Below are 17,550 nucleotides of genomic sequence, written 5' to 3' on the forward strand. Positions count from 1 at the left end.
TCCGGCCTCGGGCGGGCAATCGCCACTTCCCGTTCACCACAGTCTTAAAAGGAACCAAGCCGTGACGCAACTGAGCAGTCAAATCAATCCCCGCAGCGACGAGTTTAAGGCCAAGCATCAACAGATGAGCCAGGTGGTCGCCGATCTCAAATTAAAACTGTCTGAAATCGAACAAGGCGGTGGCGCCGTCGCCATGGAGCGCCATCTCTCCCGTGGCAAGCTGTCACCACGTCAGCGTGTCGAAAAGCTACTGGATCCCGGCTCGCCGTTTCTGGAGATCTCCCAGTTTGCCGCCTACCAGGTCTATGACGACGTGGTGCCGGCCGCGGGCATCATCGCCGGTATCGGCCGCGTCAGCGGTGTCGAGTGCATGATCATCGCCAACGACGCCACGGTGAAGGGCGGAACCTATTATCCGCTAACGGTGAAGAAACACCTGCGCGCCCAGGAGATCGCCGAGCGCTGTCACCTGCCCTGCATCTATCTGGTGGACTCGGGCGGGGCTAACCTGCCGCGCCAGGACGAAGTGTTCCCCGACAGAGACCATTTCGGTCGCATCTTCTATAACCAGGCCAAGATGTCTTCCAAGGGCATTCCACAGATCGCCGTGGTGATGGGCCTGTGTACCGCGGGCGGCGCCTATGTGCCCGCCATGGCCGATGAGTCGATCATCGTCAAGGAACAGGGCACCATCTTCCTCGCGGGCCCACCATTGGTGAAGGCCGCTACAGGCGAAGAAGTCTCGGCCGAAGAGCTGGGCGGCGCCGAGGTACATACTAAGATCTCGGGCGTGGCCGACCATATGGCGCAAAACGATGAACACGCCCTGGAGCTGGCGCGCAAGTCGGTGACTCGCCTCAATCACAACAAGCAGATCGCCAGCCAACTGAGCCCAGTCAAGCCGCCTAAGTTCGATATCAACGAGCTCTACGGCATAGTGGGTACCGATCTGAAGAAGCCATTCGATGTCAAAGAGGTGATCGCCCGTATCGTCGACGACTCAGACTTCGACGAATTCAAGGCCAACTATGGCGCCACTCTTGTGTGCGGTTTCGCCCGCATCCACGGCTACCCAGTTGGTATCGTCGCCAACAACGGCATCCTCTTCTCCGAGTCGGCGCAGAAAGGCGCTCACTTCATCGAGCTCTGCTGTCAGCGCAAGATCCCGCTGCTGTTTTTGCAAAACATCACAGGTTTCATGGTGGGTAAGAAGTATGAGCACGAAGGGATCGCCAAGCATGGCGCCAAGATGGTGACCGCGGTTTCCTGTGCGACCGTGCCTAAATTCACCGTGATCATCGGCGGCTCATACGGCGCCGGTAACTACGGCATGTGTGGCCGCGCCTTCGAACCCACCATGATGTGGATGTGGCCTAACGCCCGCATCTCGGTCATGGGCGGCGAGCAAGCAGCCGGCGTACTGGCGACCGTACGCCGCGATGGTCTGGCCCGTAAAGGGGTGGACTGGCCGGCCGAAGATGAGGCCGCCTTCCGCGCCCCGATCGTGGCTCAGTATGACAAGGAGGGACATCCTTATCATGCCAGCGCACGCCTGTGGGACGATGGCATTATCGACCCGGCCCAGACCCGTGACGTGGTCGGCCTTGCCCTCTCTGCGGCCCTCAATGCGCCGATTGAAGACACCAAGTTTGGCGTGTTCCGCATGTAATGCGCCGCTAAGTCAGCAATCGATAACGCAGAGGCAAGGAAGTAGACCATGACAAGCCAAACGATTACGCAAGAATTTGAATACTTAAGCTGCGCCCTGAGCGATGGGGTCGGCGAGATGGTGCTTAACCGCGCCGACAAACATAACGCCTTCGATGAGGTGATGATCGCTGAGATGATCGCCGCCCTAGATCTGTTCGCGGCCGACGACAGCTGTCAGCTGCTGGTGCTTAAGGCCAACGGCCGTAACTTCAGCGCTGGCGCCGATCTCAACTGGATGCGCAAGCAGGCCAAGATGGATTTCGAGCAGAACCTGAGTGACGCCAACGAGCTGGCGACCCTGATGCATAAGCTGGACAAGTTCCCCAAGCCGACACTGGCCTTGGTACAAGGAGCAGCCTTCGGCGGCGCCCTGGGGCTTATCTGCGCCAGTGATATCGCCATCGCCGATAGCCGCGCCAGCTTCTGTCTGAGCGAGGTCAAACTCGGGCTTATCCCGGCAGTGATCAGCCCCTATGTGGTTCGCGCCATGGGCCAGCGCGCCTCGCGCCGCTACATGCTGACCGCCGAGCGTTTCGACGCCGAAACCGCGCTCAAGCTCAATGTGATCCATGAGATTAACGATGATCTCGAGGGTGCCAGCGCGCCCATCATCACCGCGCTCAAGGGCAACAGCCCTCAGGGCATGGCCTGGGTCAAGACCCTGCTGTCACGCTTGGAAGATGGTGTGATCGATCAGGAGACCCTGGCCTACACCAGCGAGCGTATCGCCCGCATTCGCGTCTCAGACGAGGGCCAGGAGGGGCTTAACGCCTTCTTCGAGAAGAGAAGCCCAAGGTGGAATGCCTAATGAAGCCAGAGATCATCTTAGACCCTATTGCCCTACCAGTTCGGGGAGCACGCTAACATGTTTACCAAATTATTGATCGCCAACCGTGGCGAAATCGCCTGCAGAATCATCAAGACCGCACAGGTCATGGGCATCAAGACGGTCGCCCTCTACTCGGACGCCGACAAGGACGCCCGCCATGTGGCCATGGCCGACGAGTCCTTCTACCTGGGCGGCAGCGCCCCGAGCGAGTCTTACCTCAAGGGCGAGTTAATCCTGGAGATCGCCAAGCGCAGTGGCGCCCAGGCTATTCACCCTGGCTACGGCTTCCTGTCGGAAAACGCCGACTTTGCCCGCCAATGTGAGCAGGCCGGTCTCGCCTTCGTCGGCCCGAGCGCCGATGCCATAGATGCCATGGGCAGCAAGAGCGCCGCCAAGATCATCATGGAACAGGCCAATGTGCCTCTGGTACCCGGTTATCACGGCGACGACCAGAGCGACGAGGTGCTGCTCAAGGCTTCTAAAGAAATTGGCTTCCCTCAGCTGATCAAGGCCGCCTACGGCGGCGGTGGTAAGGGGATGCGTATCGTCGAGTCCGAGTCTGAAGCCCTGGAGGCGATCAACTCGGCGCGCCGTGAAGCCGCCTCCTCTTTTGGCAACGACAAGCTGCTGATCGAGCGCTACCTGAGACAGCCTCGCCATGTCGAGGTGCAGGTGTTTGCCGATACACAGGGCAACTGCATCTATCTGTCGGATCGCGACTGCTCCATCCAGCGTCGTCACCAGAAGGTGGTCGAAGAAGCCCCGGCGCCTGGCCTGTCTGACAGCCTGCGCCGCGCCATGGGCGAGGCCGCCGTGGCCGCCGCCAAGGCGATCGACTATGTGGGCGCGGGCACGGTAGAGTTTCTGCTGGACACCCATGCGACCGAGGAGAGCAACAGCTTCTACTTCATGGAGATGAACACTCGTCTACAGGTGGAACACCCTGTCACCGAGATGGTCACAGGCCAAGACTTGGTCAAGTGGCAGCTGATGGTCGCCAGCGGCAGCGAACTGCCCCTGAGCCAGGAGGATGTACGCATCCACGGCCACTCCTTCGAGGTACGTATCTACGCCGAAGACCCGCAGAACGAGTTCCTGCCCGCCAGCGGCAAGCTCAACTTCCTGCGTGAGCCGGAGCAGAACCGCTATGTGCGCATCGATTCCGGCATCCGCGAAAACGATGTGATCAGTAACTTCTACGACCCTATGATCGCCAAGCTGATCGTCTGGGACGAGTCGCGCCCCCGTGCCCTACAGCGCTTGGTGCACGCCCTGGAGTCTTACCAGATCAGCGGCCTCAAGCACAACATAGAGTTTCTGGCCAACATCGCCGAGCACAAAGCCTTCAGCCAGGCGGATTTCAGCACAGACTTTATCGAGCGTTATGGCGACACCCTGATAGGTGCCAACCTGGATGGCGACAACAGCCATGAACAGAATGGCGCCCTGGCCTTCGCCGCCCTCTATCACCTGTGCGCCCAGAAGGAACAGGCCAAGCTTACCGCCACCAACAGCCACGACCCCTACTCGCCTTGGGGACAGGTGAGCGGCTTCAGGCTTAACCGCAGCGGCATGCATCAGCTCTCCCTGCTGGACGATGAGCATGAGGTGCAGCACCTGACTCTGAGCCAGGTGGGCGATTGCTACTACCTGAACCTGAACGATCAACAATTGACCCTGAGCGGCGAGCTGAAGCAAGATCTACTGCACGCCGAGATCAACGGTCACAAGAGCAAGATCCCCGTCAGCCGCGAAGGCGATGACTTCACCCTCTTCCTGCCAAGCGGCAGCTATCACTTCCGCGCCCTGCAGACAGAGGTCGTAGAAGAGCAGGCCAACAGCGAAGACAAGCTCAAGGCGCCGATGAACGGCACTATCGTCACTCACCTGGTCGAGGTGGGCGATGAGGTCGAGGCGGGTCAAGGCCTAATGGTGATGGAAGCGATGAAGATGGAATACACCATAGAGGCGCCGTTTGACGGCAAGGTGGCGGCCTTCTTCTTCCAACCAGGCGAGTTGGTGAGCGATGGCGCCCTGCTGCTCGAAGTCACTGCGAAAGAGGACGCTTAACCATGTCCGCGACTAACAGCTATCCAAGCAGGGTCAGTATCTTCGAGGTCGGCGCCCGCGACGGCCTGCAGAACGAGAAGGCGGTCACCACCGCCGACAAGCTGACCCTTATCGATCAACTGGGCGCGGCGGGTCTCACCCGTATCGAGGCCGGCAGTTTCGTCTCCCCCAAGTGGGTGCCGCAGATGGCCGACTCGGGCGATATCTTCCGTCAGCTCAGCAAACGCCCAGGCGTGGTCTACAGCGCACTTACCCCTAACCTCAAGGGGCTGGAACTTGCGCTTGACGCCGGGGCCGACGAGGTGGCCATCTTCGGCGCCGCCTCGCAGAGCTTTAGCCAGCGTAACATCAACTGCTCTATCGAGGAGTCGATCGAGCGCTTCATCCCTGTGATGGAGGCGGCTCAGGCGAAACAGATCCCCGTGCGCGGCTATGTGTCTTGCGTGCTGGGCTGTCCCTACGAGGGCGAGATCCAGGTCGAGGAAGTGGCTCGCGTGGCAGAGATCCTTTACAAAATGGGCTGCTACGAGATCTCTCTGGGTGACACCATAGGCGTTGGCACACCCTTAAATGCCCGTAGAATGGTGGAAGCGGTCGCGCGCAGGGTGCCGGTAGAGAAACTGGCGCTACACTTTCATGACACCTATGGTCAGGCATTAGCCAATATTCTTGCCTGCCTGGAGACTGGCGTCAGCGTCATCGACAGCTCGGTGGCCGGACTGGGTGGCTGCCCTTATGCCAAAGGCGCATCGGGCAACCTGGCCACGGAAGATCTGGTCTACATGCTTCACGGCATGGGCATAGAGACCGGCATAGATCTTAACGCCCTGATCACCGCGGGCAACAACATCAGCCAGGCGCTTGGCAGAGTCAGCGGTGCCAAGGTCGCACGCGCGCTAACAGAATAATAGGGTTGGGCTCAGGCCCGACTCACGCTCAAAGGAGATAATGATAATGGCAGGACTCAATAAGCTGGTCGCCAGCTATGAAGAAGCATTGGAAGGTCTGACAGACAACATGACCGTCATGGTCGGTGGTTTCGGCCTCTGCGGTATTCCCGAAGGCTTGATCGCCCAGATGGTTAAGAGTGGTGCCAAGGGGCTCACCGCCATCTCGAACAACGCCGGGGTAGACGATTTCGGCCTTGGGCTGCTGCTCAAGAGCCGTCAGATCAGCACCATGATCGCCTCCTATGTGGGTGAGAACGCCACCTTCGAGCAGCAGATGCTCTCGGGTGAACTCAACGTGATCCTCACCCCGCAAGGCACCCTGGCCGAGAAGATCCGCGCCGGCGGCGCCGGTATCCCCGCCTTCTTTACCGCCACCGGTTACGGCACCCCAGTGGCCGAAGGCAAGGAGACCCGTGAGATCGACGGTCGTCACTATGTGCTCGAACCTGCGCTGACCGCAGATTTCGCCCTGGTGCGCGCCTGGAAGGCCGATACCATGGGTAACCTGGTGTTTCGCAAGACGGCGGCTAACTTCAACCCTATGATGGCCACGGCCGGTAAGATCACTGTGGTCGAAGCCGAGCATATCGTCGAGCCGGGCGAGCTGGATCCCGACCACATCCATACACCAGGCATCTATGTGGATCGCCTGATCCAAGGTACGTTCGAGAAGCGTATCGAGCAGCGCACAGTGAAGAGTAAATAGGGAGGCGACACCATGGCTTTATCGAGAGAACAACTGGCACAGCGTGTTTCCCAGGAGCTACAGGATGGTTTTTATGTCAACCTGGGCATTGGCATCCCGACGCTGGTCGCCAACTATATACCCGAAGGCATGCAGGTGATGCTGCAGTCGGAAAACGGCCTGCTCGGCATGGGCGAGTTCCCCACCGAAGAGACCATAGACGCAGATTTGATCAACGCGGGTAAGCAGACGGTCACCGCCGTCCCCGGCGCCTCCTTCTTCTCCTCGGCCGAGAGCTTCGCCATGATCCGTGGTGGTCATGTGGATCTCACCGTGCTGGGCGCCTTCGAGGTAGATGTGGAGGGCTCAATCGCCTCCTGGATGATCCCCGGCAAGCTGATCAAAGGCATGGGCGGTGCCATGGATCTGGTGGCCGGTGCCGACAATATTATCGTCACCATGATGCACGCCGATAAGCACGGCAACTCTAAGCTGCTACCTAAATGCGAGCTGCCGCTGACCGGCTATGGCTGCATCAAGCGCGTGCTGACTGACCTTGCCTTCCTGGAGATCAAAGATGGCGCCTTCCACCTGCTGGAACGTGCCCCTGGCGTAAGCGTCGAGGAGATTGTCGAGAAGACGGCCGGCAAGCTTATCGTTCCTGAGCATGTACCTGAGATGCAGCTCTAATCACTAAGCGCGAACCCTCAAAAAAGCCCAGAGTGAACTCTGGGCTTTTTTATTACCGAATACTAACGCTTAGACATTCGCTGGACTTTCATTAAGCATTGGCGCGGTGCACCGCCTGACGCCAGAACTGACGCGCCAACTGGCGAGACTCCATCGACTTGAGTGAGCTGCGCTCGCCAAGCTGCCTATCGGCCTGGGACTGGGCAAAACCTTCGCTGGCCAGCTCGCTGATCGCCTGCAGCGAATCACTGATATCTACCGCTGCCAATCCCTGCTCCTGCATGGCATCGGCGCTCAGCTCCGTCATCTGATTAATCTTATCGATACGGGTCACCAGCTCGGCAAACACGGCCTCAGCTTGTTTCACCAGCTGCACAGCCTGGGTCGCCTGGCGCTGACCCGCGGTCAGTGTGTTTGCGGCATTAGCCGTGCTCTGCTGGAACTTGGCGATGATGGCATCGATCTGACTGGTGGAATCTGCGGTGCGCGCCGACAGCTGGCGCACCTCGTCGGCCACCACGGCGAAGCCCCGGCCCGACTCCCCTGCTCTTGCTGCCTCGATGGCGGCGTTAAGCGCCAGCAGGTTGGTCTGCTCGGCAATCTTAGTGATCACCTCAAGCACCTGATTGATGGCCACGCTGTCATGCTCTATCTCGCTGACCACCTGGGCAAAGTTGCCCACCTCATTGTGTAGCTCATCTATGCTGGCCACCACGGCGTCGAGCTGCTCATAGCCCTGCAGCACAGCCGCCTGGCTGGCCTCCACATCCGCCGAGACCTGCTTAAGCTGCTGACCCAGCTCGTTAAAGCTGGCGGTCAGCTCTTCCACCGCCGCCGCGGCCTGTGCCGTCTGTTGATTCTGACCATCAGCGCGATCGGCCGTGGCCGTGATGGAGCCGAGTAGAGCGTCGCTGTCTCTGGCAATGACGCTTGAGGCATCTGTCATCCGCCCTACCACCCCGGCGATCTCCGCCGTGGTGAACTCCATGGCAAATTGAATGTTGCCAAGCTCGTCCCGCCGCCCGGCGTAGATGTGTCTGGCCACCGGGTCTGACACGATAGTGAGCGCATGCTCATTCAGCGCCCTTAGCGGCGCCAAGAGGAGCCTCATGCCAAACGCCAACAGCGGCGCGCAGACGAGCGCCAACCAGGGCGAGATATTACACAGGCCGATGGCTAACATAAGGCAAAGAAAAGCAAACAGGGTCAGCTTGCCGCCGTAACTGAGCTTGGCATCCTTGATTTCGCTGCGCTGCTCAGACTTATTCAGGCTCTGATAGATATCGCTGGCACGCTCTACCTGGGCCTGACTCGCCCGGCGGCGCACCGATTGATACTCCTTGACTTGACCATTCTCCATCACGGGCGCCACATAGGCATTGACCCAATAGTAGGAGCCATCTTTACAGCGATTCTTCACCACCCCCAGCCAGGATTGCTTCTGCGCCAGGCGCTGCCACAAGATGGCAAAGGCGGCCTTGGGCATGTCGGGATGGCGCACTATGTTATGGGGCTGGCGAACCAGTTCCTCCTCGGAAAACCCACAGATACGGCAAAAATCCTCGTTGGCATAACCTATGTTGCCCTTGAGATCCGTCGTGGACAGCAGAATATCATCGTCGGTCAGCACGACCTCGTTGTCTATCACGGGTTGATTGTTTCGCATTGCATTTTAGTTAGTTATCCAAGCGGTGACTGAATTTTGACGCCTGACAATTCATTGGCAATTGATCTAAAGCAATGTTTCTGTATCAAGAAAGGTTACAACTGTTGATTTTTTGAGCCAGATCTCATAGGAGGCATCTTTCAACAGCTACTAATTAAGACGTTAATAATAAAGATTATTTTCACCTAATTCGTTGAATTTATGACCACAAAATACCTTGTAACAGCTTTTGTTTGCTATTTACGTCTAATCCACACTATTATCATGGCCTTTAGCGACGACGCGCCTGCCAGGGTGGCCCATAGCGCGTTCGCCATCAAGATGACAAAACCAACTAAACTAAAGCCGTAAGAGTGAAATGATGAAATTTGCAGGCCACCTCAACTGATGCACTATTTTGCCTACAAGACGCAGCTCCTTGTCGCCCTCCTCCTCTTTTTGAGCCTGCCAGCGCTGGCGCAGCATACCCCAGCGGCGCGCTGCGGCGTGGCCACAGGATTTCCCCCCTATCAGTTTTCCGCAGGCGGTGAGACCACAGGCTTCGATGCCGACGTGGCCAGGCTGATCTTCAAGCGTCTTGGCATGCCGTTTCAGTTTCGGCAGCAGGCCTGGGATCTGGTGTTCAACGAACTCAGGTTTGGTGATATTGAGCTGATTGCCGGTATGGAGATCAACGCCCTCAGGACCAAGTTTTTCGACTTCACCCGGCCCTATTACTATCGATATGACGTGATCTTCATTCTAGAAGACAACCAGCAGATCACTAAGCTAGAAGATCTTCATAACCAGTTTGTCAGCGGCGATCGCCACTCTTACATAGAGACCCACTGGAAGGAGCTGGGCACACTGTACGATTTTCGCATCATCGCCACCCCGAGCAAGGAGAGGTCGATGCAGATGTTAAAAGAGGGCAAGATCCAGGCGGCCATAATGCCCAAGGCAGTCGGCCTCTACCTGGCGCAGCAGATGGGGATACAAGTTAAGATACTGGACAACCCGGACCCGGGCTCGCCGGTGGCTTTCGCCGTCAAACGCGGTAATCATCAACTGCTGACACAGATCGATGAGGCGCTAGAGGCGCTGATCAGCGAAGGCGAGATCCAGCGCCTCTATGAGAAATGGTTCCCCGAACATCCCCAGCGCCATGACGAGAAAGTCGATGAGGTGCAGGGCGTGCCACTCGCCTCATAAATCTATTCACCTCATAAACCTTTTCACCTCTTAAACCTATTCACCTAATGCTCTGACACACCCCATAAACCCATGCAGCGGTTAGCGCCTCTGACGACCAGAGCATACTCAAGACATTAGGCCATTAAAAAAGCCACCCCAGGGGTGGCTTCTTTACTAGTGCGATCACCATGGCGGGCATTAATCCCACAGGAATTCGCGGAAATGCTTACGGCAGACTGACTCGTAACTCTCGTTGCCGCCGATGGCCACCTGCTCACCCTCTTTCATCGGGCGGCCTTCGCCATCGAGTCTCACCACCATGTTGGCCTTGCGACCACAGTGGCATATGGTCTTGAGTTCCACCAGCTTATCGGCCCAGGCTAACAGGTACTGACTGCCACTAAACAGCTCGCCCTGGAAATCTGTCTTCAGGCCATAACAGAGCACGGGAATATCCATCACATCGACCACATAGGTCAGCTGTCTCACCTGCTCCTTGCTGAGAAACTGCGACTCATCGATCAAAATGCAGTGCAGGGTCTGCGCCTGACAGGCGGTTTTAACCATCTCGATCAGGTTATCGTCGCTGGCAAACACCTGAGCATCTGTCTCGATACCGATACGAGACGCCACCTTACCCACGCCGTAGCGATCATCGATCGACGCCGTCATGACCAAGGTATTCATGCCACGTTCGCGATAGTTATAGGAAGATTGAAGCAGTGAGGTAGATTTGCCGGCATTCATTGCCGAATAGTAAAAATAGAGCTGTGCCAAAGCGAGTAGTCCCCTGATTATTGTTATCGAGCGATTCTATCACCATCTTGCGCCAATTAGCAGCGCCAAAGGCCTTAGCATTGGGCGATGCCGCACATTATCATGCTTTCCCCTCGCTTTATCCTTGACGGTTAACAAGCTCGAAGCAAAGCCATAGACAAAAGAGTGGAAGGGCAAAGGATAGTTGGAAGGTGAAAGCTTAGAAGACAGACACTCGCCAATAGCCAGCCACTAAGCCTAAAAGGCGAAAAGGCGAAAAGGCGAAAGTGATTAGAGAGTAACAGGAAAACAAGACGGAGGAATAGGCAAGCTAGAGGCCTATTCCCTCGCTTGCTCGGCAATAGACTCGCTTGCCGCCCCTCTTGACCCTCAGCTCCTAGCCCTTAGCTAGTGGCTTTTGGCGCTTCGTCCTTCCCTATGGTTTTTCGACATTCCCCTTGCCCACTCAGTTGTTCCCTCAAATGTTCCTCCTAATGTCCCAACTAATGTCCCTTCAGGTGTCCCTTCAGGTGTCCCTTCTAATGTCCCCAATGGCCTTTAACTATGCCCCAGGCCAAGATGTTACGAAAATGCAAACCCAGGCTTAATTTAACCTTAATTCAAACTTAACAAACATTAAGCAAGTTATTGATTTTTAATAAATTTAACAAAAATGAGATCTACCTCCAAAGAGATACACCTTCCTGTGAATTGGGTCAAATAACCAACAGAGATTTAACAATACACTCATTTTCGAATCGATAGCTTTAGCATCCATTTTCTTTATCGATAGATGCATTAGCGTCGGTTTAAATAATAAATATAACCAGTATCCAAAAGGCTCAGGGTATGTGTTGAGACGAATGCCCTCCCCTGCAAGCAGTCGCCCTAAGGCATCACATCTGGCACTTTGGATCGAACGGAGATGAATGATGAAATTATTCACATCGAAAAGACTCGCCTACCTGGTCGCCGCCGTGCTGACCGGTGCGCTAGTAGGATGCAGTGGAGATGACGGTAAAGATGGTAAAGATGGGGTTGATGGTCAACCCGGCGCACCAGGCGAATCTTGGAAACCGCCGGTAGCTACCAGCTCTCTGGAGAGCTTCGTTAAGGTGATCGACTACACCTTGGGCGAAGGCACCATCAGCTTCGAATTCGAACTTACCAATGAAAACGAAGAGCTGGTCAACGGCCTGATGAACGCCGAAGGTAAAGTCGCCGCACTGACCGACAAAGGCTTTATCAACAACCGTAACGAAAGCCCAATCAACGAAGTGGAAGACAATGTCCACATCGGTGGCGCGGTAACCATGAGCACAGAGGGCGCGACACTGACCGCTCTGGGTGACGGTCACTACCGCTTCGATGCCCCTATGCCTGGGGTCAACGCCGGTACCGAAGGGATCGTCTGGCTACGTGTCGGCGGTAACAGCGAGTCGGGTATCGCCCGCTCAAATGAGATAGTGGTCAACAAGCCAGAAGGCGCCTTCTCGACCACCACGGAAGCCTGTTTCTCCTGTCACGTCGACTACTCGACCAGCCCGAATCGTCACTCAAGCTATGTGTCTCAAGGCATGGACGGCGAAGTCACCTTCGTCGAGGGCTGTATGGCCTGTCACGGTTCGGTGAGCCGTAATGTGGTGAATGAACAAGGCTTCTCAGTTGGCGGCTACGCCAGAAACACCCTCTCTAAGATAGGTCACATCAACCACCAGGAATTTGAGACCGGCTTTAGCGCCTTGAACTGTAGTTCTTGTCACAGCGAGCCAACCGTCAACGTCAACGTCGCCGGCCCAGGCTGTATCGACTGTCATGACACTGGCGGCATCCCAGGCGATATCGTTCTCGGCAATGGCTCAGATCTGCGTAAGCTACACGAAGCCAAGAGCGCCATCACCTCTAACCAAGCGATCAAGGATAGCTACAAGGTGACGGGTACGGCGCCAGCCTGGTTCCCAGATTCGGGTGCTGCGGGTCAATGGTGTACCACACTGTCGCTGTTTAAGGTCGATGCCGAAGGCAAGGAAACCTTAGTCGACCTACATGAACTGTTTGATGATACCCAGACAATTCATAACCCTGACAAGCCAATTAACTATGTGGGCTCATATCTGCACGGTGTGTATAACGACAGCGTGATTGGCCGTGTTACTGGTGCCTATGATTACAGCTATGACGCAGAGGGTCGCAAGACCATGTGTTTCGCGCAAGATGCTGGCCACGGAAACCCACATGTCGTCGGCTCAACGCCGGATCTAACGGCTTGGGCTGATGCAGGCTTGATGGCCTCACTACGTGTCAGCTTCACCGCCAAAGACTACATGGGCGCCGAATCTGACGTGGTGACTATCCACGGCTACACAGATGTGGCATCGCAAACCGATGGCGCTGTGACAGCCTACGAGCGTCGTCACAACGTCGGCAGCGAGTCTTGCACTACCTGTCACAACAGCGAAGCCAACTTCCACAAGAATGGTAACTTCGCCGAAGGTGGTCTGGGCTGTGTGGCCTGTCACAACAATGGTCAGGATCGCCGCGCCGGCAACTCTTCACCAGGATTCGGTCCTATGGTGCACAGCATGCACTGGGGTGTGGGCAGCAAGAGCCTGGATGAGAATGGCAAGGAAGTGTCTAACTCTGCCAGCGTGATCGCACCGCAGACCGGCTGTGTGGCCTGTCACGACAGCGGTGTGGTTGACCTGAAAGCCGTACCAAATCAGTTCATCAAAGCACGTGCCTATGGTGTAAGCAACAAGATGGCCAGCCCAATCACGGCCAACTGTTACGCCTGCCATAACGATGACAGCGCGCTGAACCACATGATGCAAAACGGCGGTACCACCACGGAAGATGTACCTGCTACCGAGTGGTACAAGCTCAGCACCACCGAGTCCTGTGCAACCTGTCACGCCGAAGGCAGCAGTTTTGGTATCGAAAATTACCATAACTTTACCCGCTAACGCCTGAGGTGACAGCAAGGTAATTAAACACTATCCCTAGTTCCAACCAAAGGAGCCCTTCGCCAGGCTCCTTTTTTCTTGGCCCCAGTGGCCATTTTCAGCCTGAGTTAATTTACAAAAGCTACATTAAAGCCAAACTCGCCCACATAAAAATAACAATCGCAAATCTAAGGAAGTTGTACTAGATGAAATTGAATCTTATCGCCTTTGCCGTCGTCGGCGCCTTATCGACCACACTGCTCCTCAGTGGTTGTCAATCAAGCAGCTCTACCACACAGGCCACCGCCAGCATCGAGACGCAAAACCCGCTGATGCAACCAAGCCCCCTGCAATATCAGGCCCCAGATTTTAGCCAGATCAAGGATGAGCATTTTAAGAGCGCCCTAGAGCAAGGCATCAATGAGCATTATGCCCAGGTGCTGACCATTGCCGACAACAGCGAACCCGCCACCTTTGCCAACACTATCGTGGCACTGGAGACCAGCGGCGAGCTGCTGACCCGCGCCTCCAAGGTGTTCTATAACCTAACAGGGTCAAACAGCAACCCAGCGCTGCGTAAGCTTCAGGGCGAGATGGCGCCTAAGATGGCCGCCCACTCGGACAACATCCACCTCAACGGCAAGCTATTTGCCCGCATCGACAGCCTGTATCAGAGCCGAAACACCTTAGGGCTGACCGCCGAAGAGGTGCGCCTCATCGAGATCTACCACCAACGCTTCGTCATGGCCGGTGCCAAGCTAACCGAGGCGCAAAAAGCGCAGATACGCCTGCTTAACGAAGAGCAATCTAAGCTTACCAATGAGTTTGGTCAGCGTCTGCTGAGACTCACCAAGGAGATCGCCGTCGTGGTCGACAGCGTCGATGAGCTAAAGGGACTGTCAGACAGCGAGATCCGCGCCGCCAAGGCCGATGCCAGTGCCGCTGGCCATGAAGGCAAGTATCTCATCAATATCACCAATACCACCCGCCAACCTATCCTGGCCAAGCTTGAAAACCGTGAGCTGCGCCAGAAGGTGTGGCAAGCCTCGTCGACTCGCGGCATGAGCGGTGAGAACGAGACCGCCTCACTGGTTGCCCGCCTGGCACAGCTTCGCGCCGAGCGCGCCCAATTACTGGGTTACAAGAGCTGGGCCGACTACCGCCTGACACCGCAGATGGCCAAGACCCCGGATGCCGTCTACCAGATGTTCGGCTCTATGGTGCCCGCCGTGGTGGCCAACACCCAGAAAGAAGCCGATGATATCCAGGCGATGATCGACAAGACAGGTGGCGACTTCACCCTGGCGCCATGGGACTGGGCGTTTTATGCCGAGAAGGTGCGCAAAGATAAGTTCGACCTGGACGGCGCCGCCATCAAGCCCTACTTCGAATTCAACCGCGTGCTGCAAGACGGCGTTTTCTTCACCCTGGAGCGTCTCTATGGTGTGACCCTCAAGCCGCGCCCGGACTTGCCTGTCTACCATGAAGATGTGAAGGCCTACGAGATGTTTGACGCCGACGGCAGCTCTATGGCGATCTTCTACGCCGACTACTTTGCCCGCGAAGGCAAGCGCGGCGGCGCCTGGATGAGCTCCTTCGTGACCCAGTCTAAGCTGCTAAACCAGAAGCCTGTAGTGGTCAACGTGATGAACATCAAGAAGGCGCCAGAGGGTGAGCCGACCTTCGTCAGCTACGACGAAGTGACCACCATGTTCCACGAGATGGGCCATGGCACCCACGGCATGTTCTCTAAGGTGACCTATCCTAGCCTGTCGGGCACGGCCGTTTCCCGCGACTTTGTAGAGTTCCCCTCGACCTTCGAAGAAGATTGGGCCGCCCACCCCGAGGTACTGGCCAACTACGCCAAGCACTATGAGACAGGCGAAGTGATCCCCGCTGAGCTGCTACAGAAACTGCTGAAATCACGCAGCTTCAACCAAGGCTTCGACACCTTGGAATATATGGCGGCGGCCCTGGTGGATCTCGAGTGGCACTCACTGAGCGCCGACACTCCGCTGCAAGATGTGGCCGAGTTCGAAGCCAAGGCACTTAAGAAACACGGCATCAATATCGCCGCCGTGCCGCCACGCTACAAGTCGACCTACTTTGCCCACGCCTTCCCGGGTGGCTATTCGGCCAGCTACTACGCCTACATGTGGAGCGAGATCCTGGCGGCCGACGCTTTCGCCTATGTGCAGACCCAGGGCGGCCTCAACCGCGAGATAGGCATGAAGTATCGCAAGACCATCCGCGAGGTGGGTAACAGCGTGCCGCCGATGGAAGCGTACAAGGCCTTCCGTGGTCAGGCACCGACCACTGATGCCCTGCTTCAGCGCCGTGGCCTCAACTAATTCCTGCCTCAACGCACTCCCCAGTAATGGGGAGTCACCCATAAAAAAATGCCGCTCTATGAGCGGCATTTTTATATCTAATGAACCTTGATTTGGCGTAGCTGAATTAAGCCGGGCGATTGGCCTTATGGCGCAGCACCAAAACGCTCACCACAAACAGCGCACTACAGGCCGCCAGACCGGCGCCTACGGATTCGGTGAAGCCCAGCACGGTATAGCCCACCAAACTGATCCCCGCCACGATAAGGGCATAGGGCAGCTGAGTCAGCACATGGTCTATGTGGTGACAGTTGGCGCCGGTAGAGGACAAGATGGTGGTGTCCGAGATAGGCGAGCAGTGATCGCCAAACACTGCGCCCGCCAGCACTGAGGCCAGCATAGGCAACATCATGTTGGTATGGGTGCCCATGGCCATGTCGGCGGCGATAGGCAGCATGATGCCGAAGGTGCCCCAGCTGGTGCCGGTAGAGAAGGCGGTCAGGCCCGCCAGCACGAACAGTACGGCTGGCAGTAGCGCGAACGGAATATTACCGGTCGCCAGGCTGGCCATATATTTACCCGTCTCCATCTGGCCTATCACACCGGCGATGGTCCAGGCGAACAGCAGAATATAGATGGCGGGCAGCATAGAGCGGGCACCGGCAATCACGCCTTTGAAGATAAGCGCCTTATCCAGTCCCTGACTGACCACCAATACCAAGGTCGCAGCCAGGCCAACCACGGCGCCGAAGAAGAGCGATGAGGCAACGTCTGTCTTCTCGAAGGCACCAATGACGCTAAAGGGCAGACTCTCTGCCGCCAGGGCGTCGGCGCCACTACCTATCATGAAGTAGATGGTGGCAAACACCAGCACAGTAATAGGCAGGAACAGGCCTAATATCTTGCCAGAATCGGCCTCAGGCAGGTCGCTGTTAGCCCCTGGCGGCAGGCCCTTGGCCTCGTCATACAGGTTGCCCTTCTGGGCGTTGAGTTCATGCTGACGCATGGGTCCCACATCCAGCCCCATGAAGGCGACGCATAGCAGCAAAACCAGGGCGAAGATGGCGTAGAAGTTCATCGGGATCATCTGAATAAACACGCTCAGATGACCGCTGTCGGTGAAACCGTGGGCGGTGAGTATGCCGCCGATCAGCGCGATGATGTACGCGCCCCAGCTAGAGACGGGCGAGATCACACAGATAGGCGCGGCGGTTGAGTCCAGCAGATAAGCCAGTTTGCTGCGCGAGATATAGTATCTGTCGGTGAGCGGTCTGGCGACACTGCCCACCACCAGACTATTGAAGTAATCATCGATAAAGACCACGCAGCCCAGGAACATGGTGAGTAGCTTGGCATCACGCTTGTTGCGAATATGCTGGCGCGCCCAATCGGCAAAGGCCTTGGCGGCGCCGCTGACGGTGATCAGGGCGGTGATCATCCCAAGCAGAATCAAGAAGCCCAGCAGATAGACGTTCCAACTGTTTAGGGCGCCATCATCCCAAAACAGGCCCACCACCTGCTGTCCCAGGTATTGACCCATATCCAGCGGTGAAAAATCGGCAATTAACAGTGCCCCCAGGAGGATCCCCACACCGAGTGAGAGCAGGACGCGGCGGGTAAAGATCGCCAGCAGAATCGCTACCACGGGCGGCAGCAAAGAAAGTGCCGAATCGGCATAACTCAAAGTTGTCATTGTAAAATTTTGTCTTCGTTAAAATACGAATGGAGGGCAACTGAACTGGTGGGATA

General features: G+C 56.6%; 12 protein-coding genes. 9 read left to right on the top strand and 3 right to left on the bottom strand.

Annotation, left to right across the window (positions count from 1 at the left end):
* Positions 1-61: 61 nt before the first annotated feature.
* Genes K0I63_RS13325 through K0I63_RS13350 form a run of 6 tightly spaced genes read left to right on the top strand, consistent with a single transcriptional unit; the run spans position 62 to position 6,934 of the window.
* The gene (locus K0I63_RS13325; RefSeq protein WP_144200395.1) at positions 62-1,669 is read left to right on the top strand and encodes a carboxyl transferase domain-containing protein; all 1,608 of its coding nucleotides are present in this window, start codon (positions 62-64) and stop codon (positions 1,667-1,669) included.
* Between the two features lie 48 nt (positions 1,670-1,717).
* Complete coding sequence (locus tag K0I63_RS13330; protein ID WP_220081352.1) at positions 1,718-2,518, top strand: enoyl-CoA hydratase-related protein; 801 nt, start codon at positions 1,718-1,720, stop codon at positions 2,516-2,518.
* Between the two features lie 57 nt (positions 2,519-2,575).
* Entirely contained in the window at positions 2,576-4,609 is a 2,034-nt protein-coding gene (locus K0I63_RS13335; protein WP_220081353.1) for an acetyl/propionyl/methylcrotonyl-CoA carboxylase subunit alpha, read from the top strand.
* A 2-nt stretch (positions 4,610-4,611) separates the two neighbouring features.
* Complete coding sequence (locus K0I63_RS13340; RefSeq protein WP_220081354.1) at positions 4,612-5,517, top strand: hydroxymethylglutaryl-CoA lyase; 906 nt, start codon at positions 4,612-4,614, stop codon at positions 5,515-5,517.
* Between the two features lie 46 nt (positions 5,518-5,563).
* Positions 5,564-6,265 carry a CoA transferase subunit A gene (locus K0I63_RS13345; RefSeq protein ID WP_144200389.1) on the top strand — a complete coding sequence of 234 codons (702 nt, stop codon included), beginning with the start codon at positions 5,564-5,566 and terminating at the stop codon, positions 6,263-6,265.
* A gap of 12 nt (positions 6,266-6,277) precedes the next feature.
* Positions 6,278-6,934, top strand: coding sequence for a 3-oxoacid CoA-transferase subunit B (locus tag K0I63_RS13350; RefSeq protein ID WP_011866373.1), 657 nt, complete (start codon positions 6,278-6,280; stop codon positions 6,932-6,934).
* A gap of 91 nt (positions 6,935-7,025) precedes the next feature.
* Here the strand turns inward: K0I63_RS13350 and K0I63_RS13355 are convergent, their stop codons facing one another.
* Positions 7,026-8,600, bottom strand: a complete 1,575-nt coding sequence (locus K0I63_RS13355; RefSeq protein WP_220081355.1) for a methyl-accepting chemotaxis protein — start codon at positions 8,598-8,600, stop codon at positions 7,026-7,028.
* Positions 8,601-8,987: 387 nt separating this feature from the next.
* Between K0I63_RS13355 and K0I63_RS13360 the strand changes: the two genes are divergently transcribed.
* Positions 8,988-9,791 (top strand): transporter substrate-binding domain-containing protein, encoded by an 804-nt coding sequence (locus tag K0I63_RS13360; protein WP_220081356.1) that lies wholly within the window; start codon positions 8,988-8,990, stop codon positions 9,789-9,791.
* A 180-nt stretch (positions 9,792-9,971) separates the two neighbouring features.
* Here K0I63_RS13360 and K0I63_RS13365 read toward each other — a convergent pair whose 3' ends face one another.
* Entirely contained in the window at positions 9,972-10,550 is a 579-nt protein-coding gene (locus tag K0I63_RS13365; protein ID WP_144200381.1) for a thymidine kinase, read from the bottom strand.
* A 911-nt stretch (positions 10,551-11,461) separates the two neighbouring features.
* Here K0I63_RS13365 and K0I63_RS13370 point away from each other — a divergent pair.
* Together K0I63_RS13370 and K0I63_RS13375 are read left to right on the top strand one after the other, a co-directional pair.
* A complete protein-coding gene (locus tag K0I63_RS13370; RefSeq protein WP_220083450.1) occupies positions 11,462-13,492 on the top strand; it encodes a multiheme c-type cytochrome in 2,031 nt (676 codons plus the stop codon).
* Between the two features lie 185 nt (positions 13,493-13,677).
* Entirely contained in the window at positions 13,678-15,822 is a 2,145-nt protein-coding gene (locus K0I63_RS13375; RefSeq protein WP_220081357.1) for a M3 family metallopeptidase, read from the top strand.
* Between the two features lie 106 nt (positions 15,823-15,928).
* On the opposite strand, the gene K0I63_RS13380 is transcribed toward K0I63_RS13375, so the two are convergent.
* Entirely contained in the window at positions 15,929-17,494 is a 1,566-nt protein-coding gene (locus K0I63_RS13380; protein ID WP_220081358.1) for a Na+/H+ antiporter NhaC family protein, read from the bottom strand.
* Positions 17,495-17,550: the final 56 nt, after the last annotated feature.

It is taken from the genome of Shewanella rhizosphaerae, from assembly GCF_019457655.1.
GTDB lineage: Bacteria > Pseudomonadota > Gammaproteobacteria > Enterobacterales > Shewanellaceae > Shewanella > Shewanella loihica.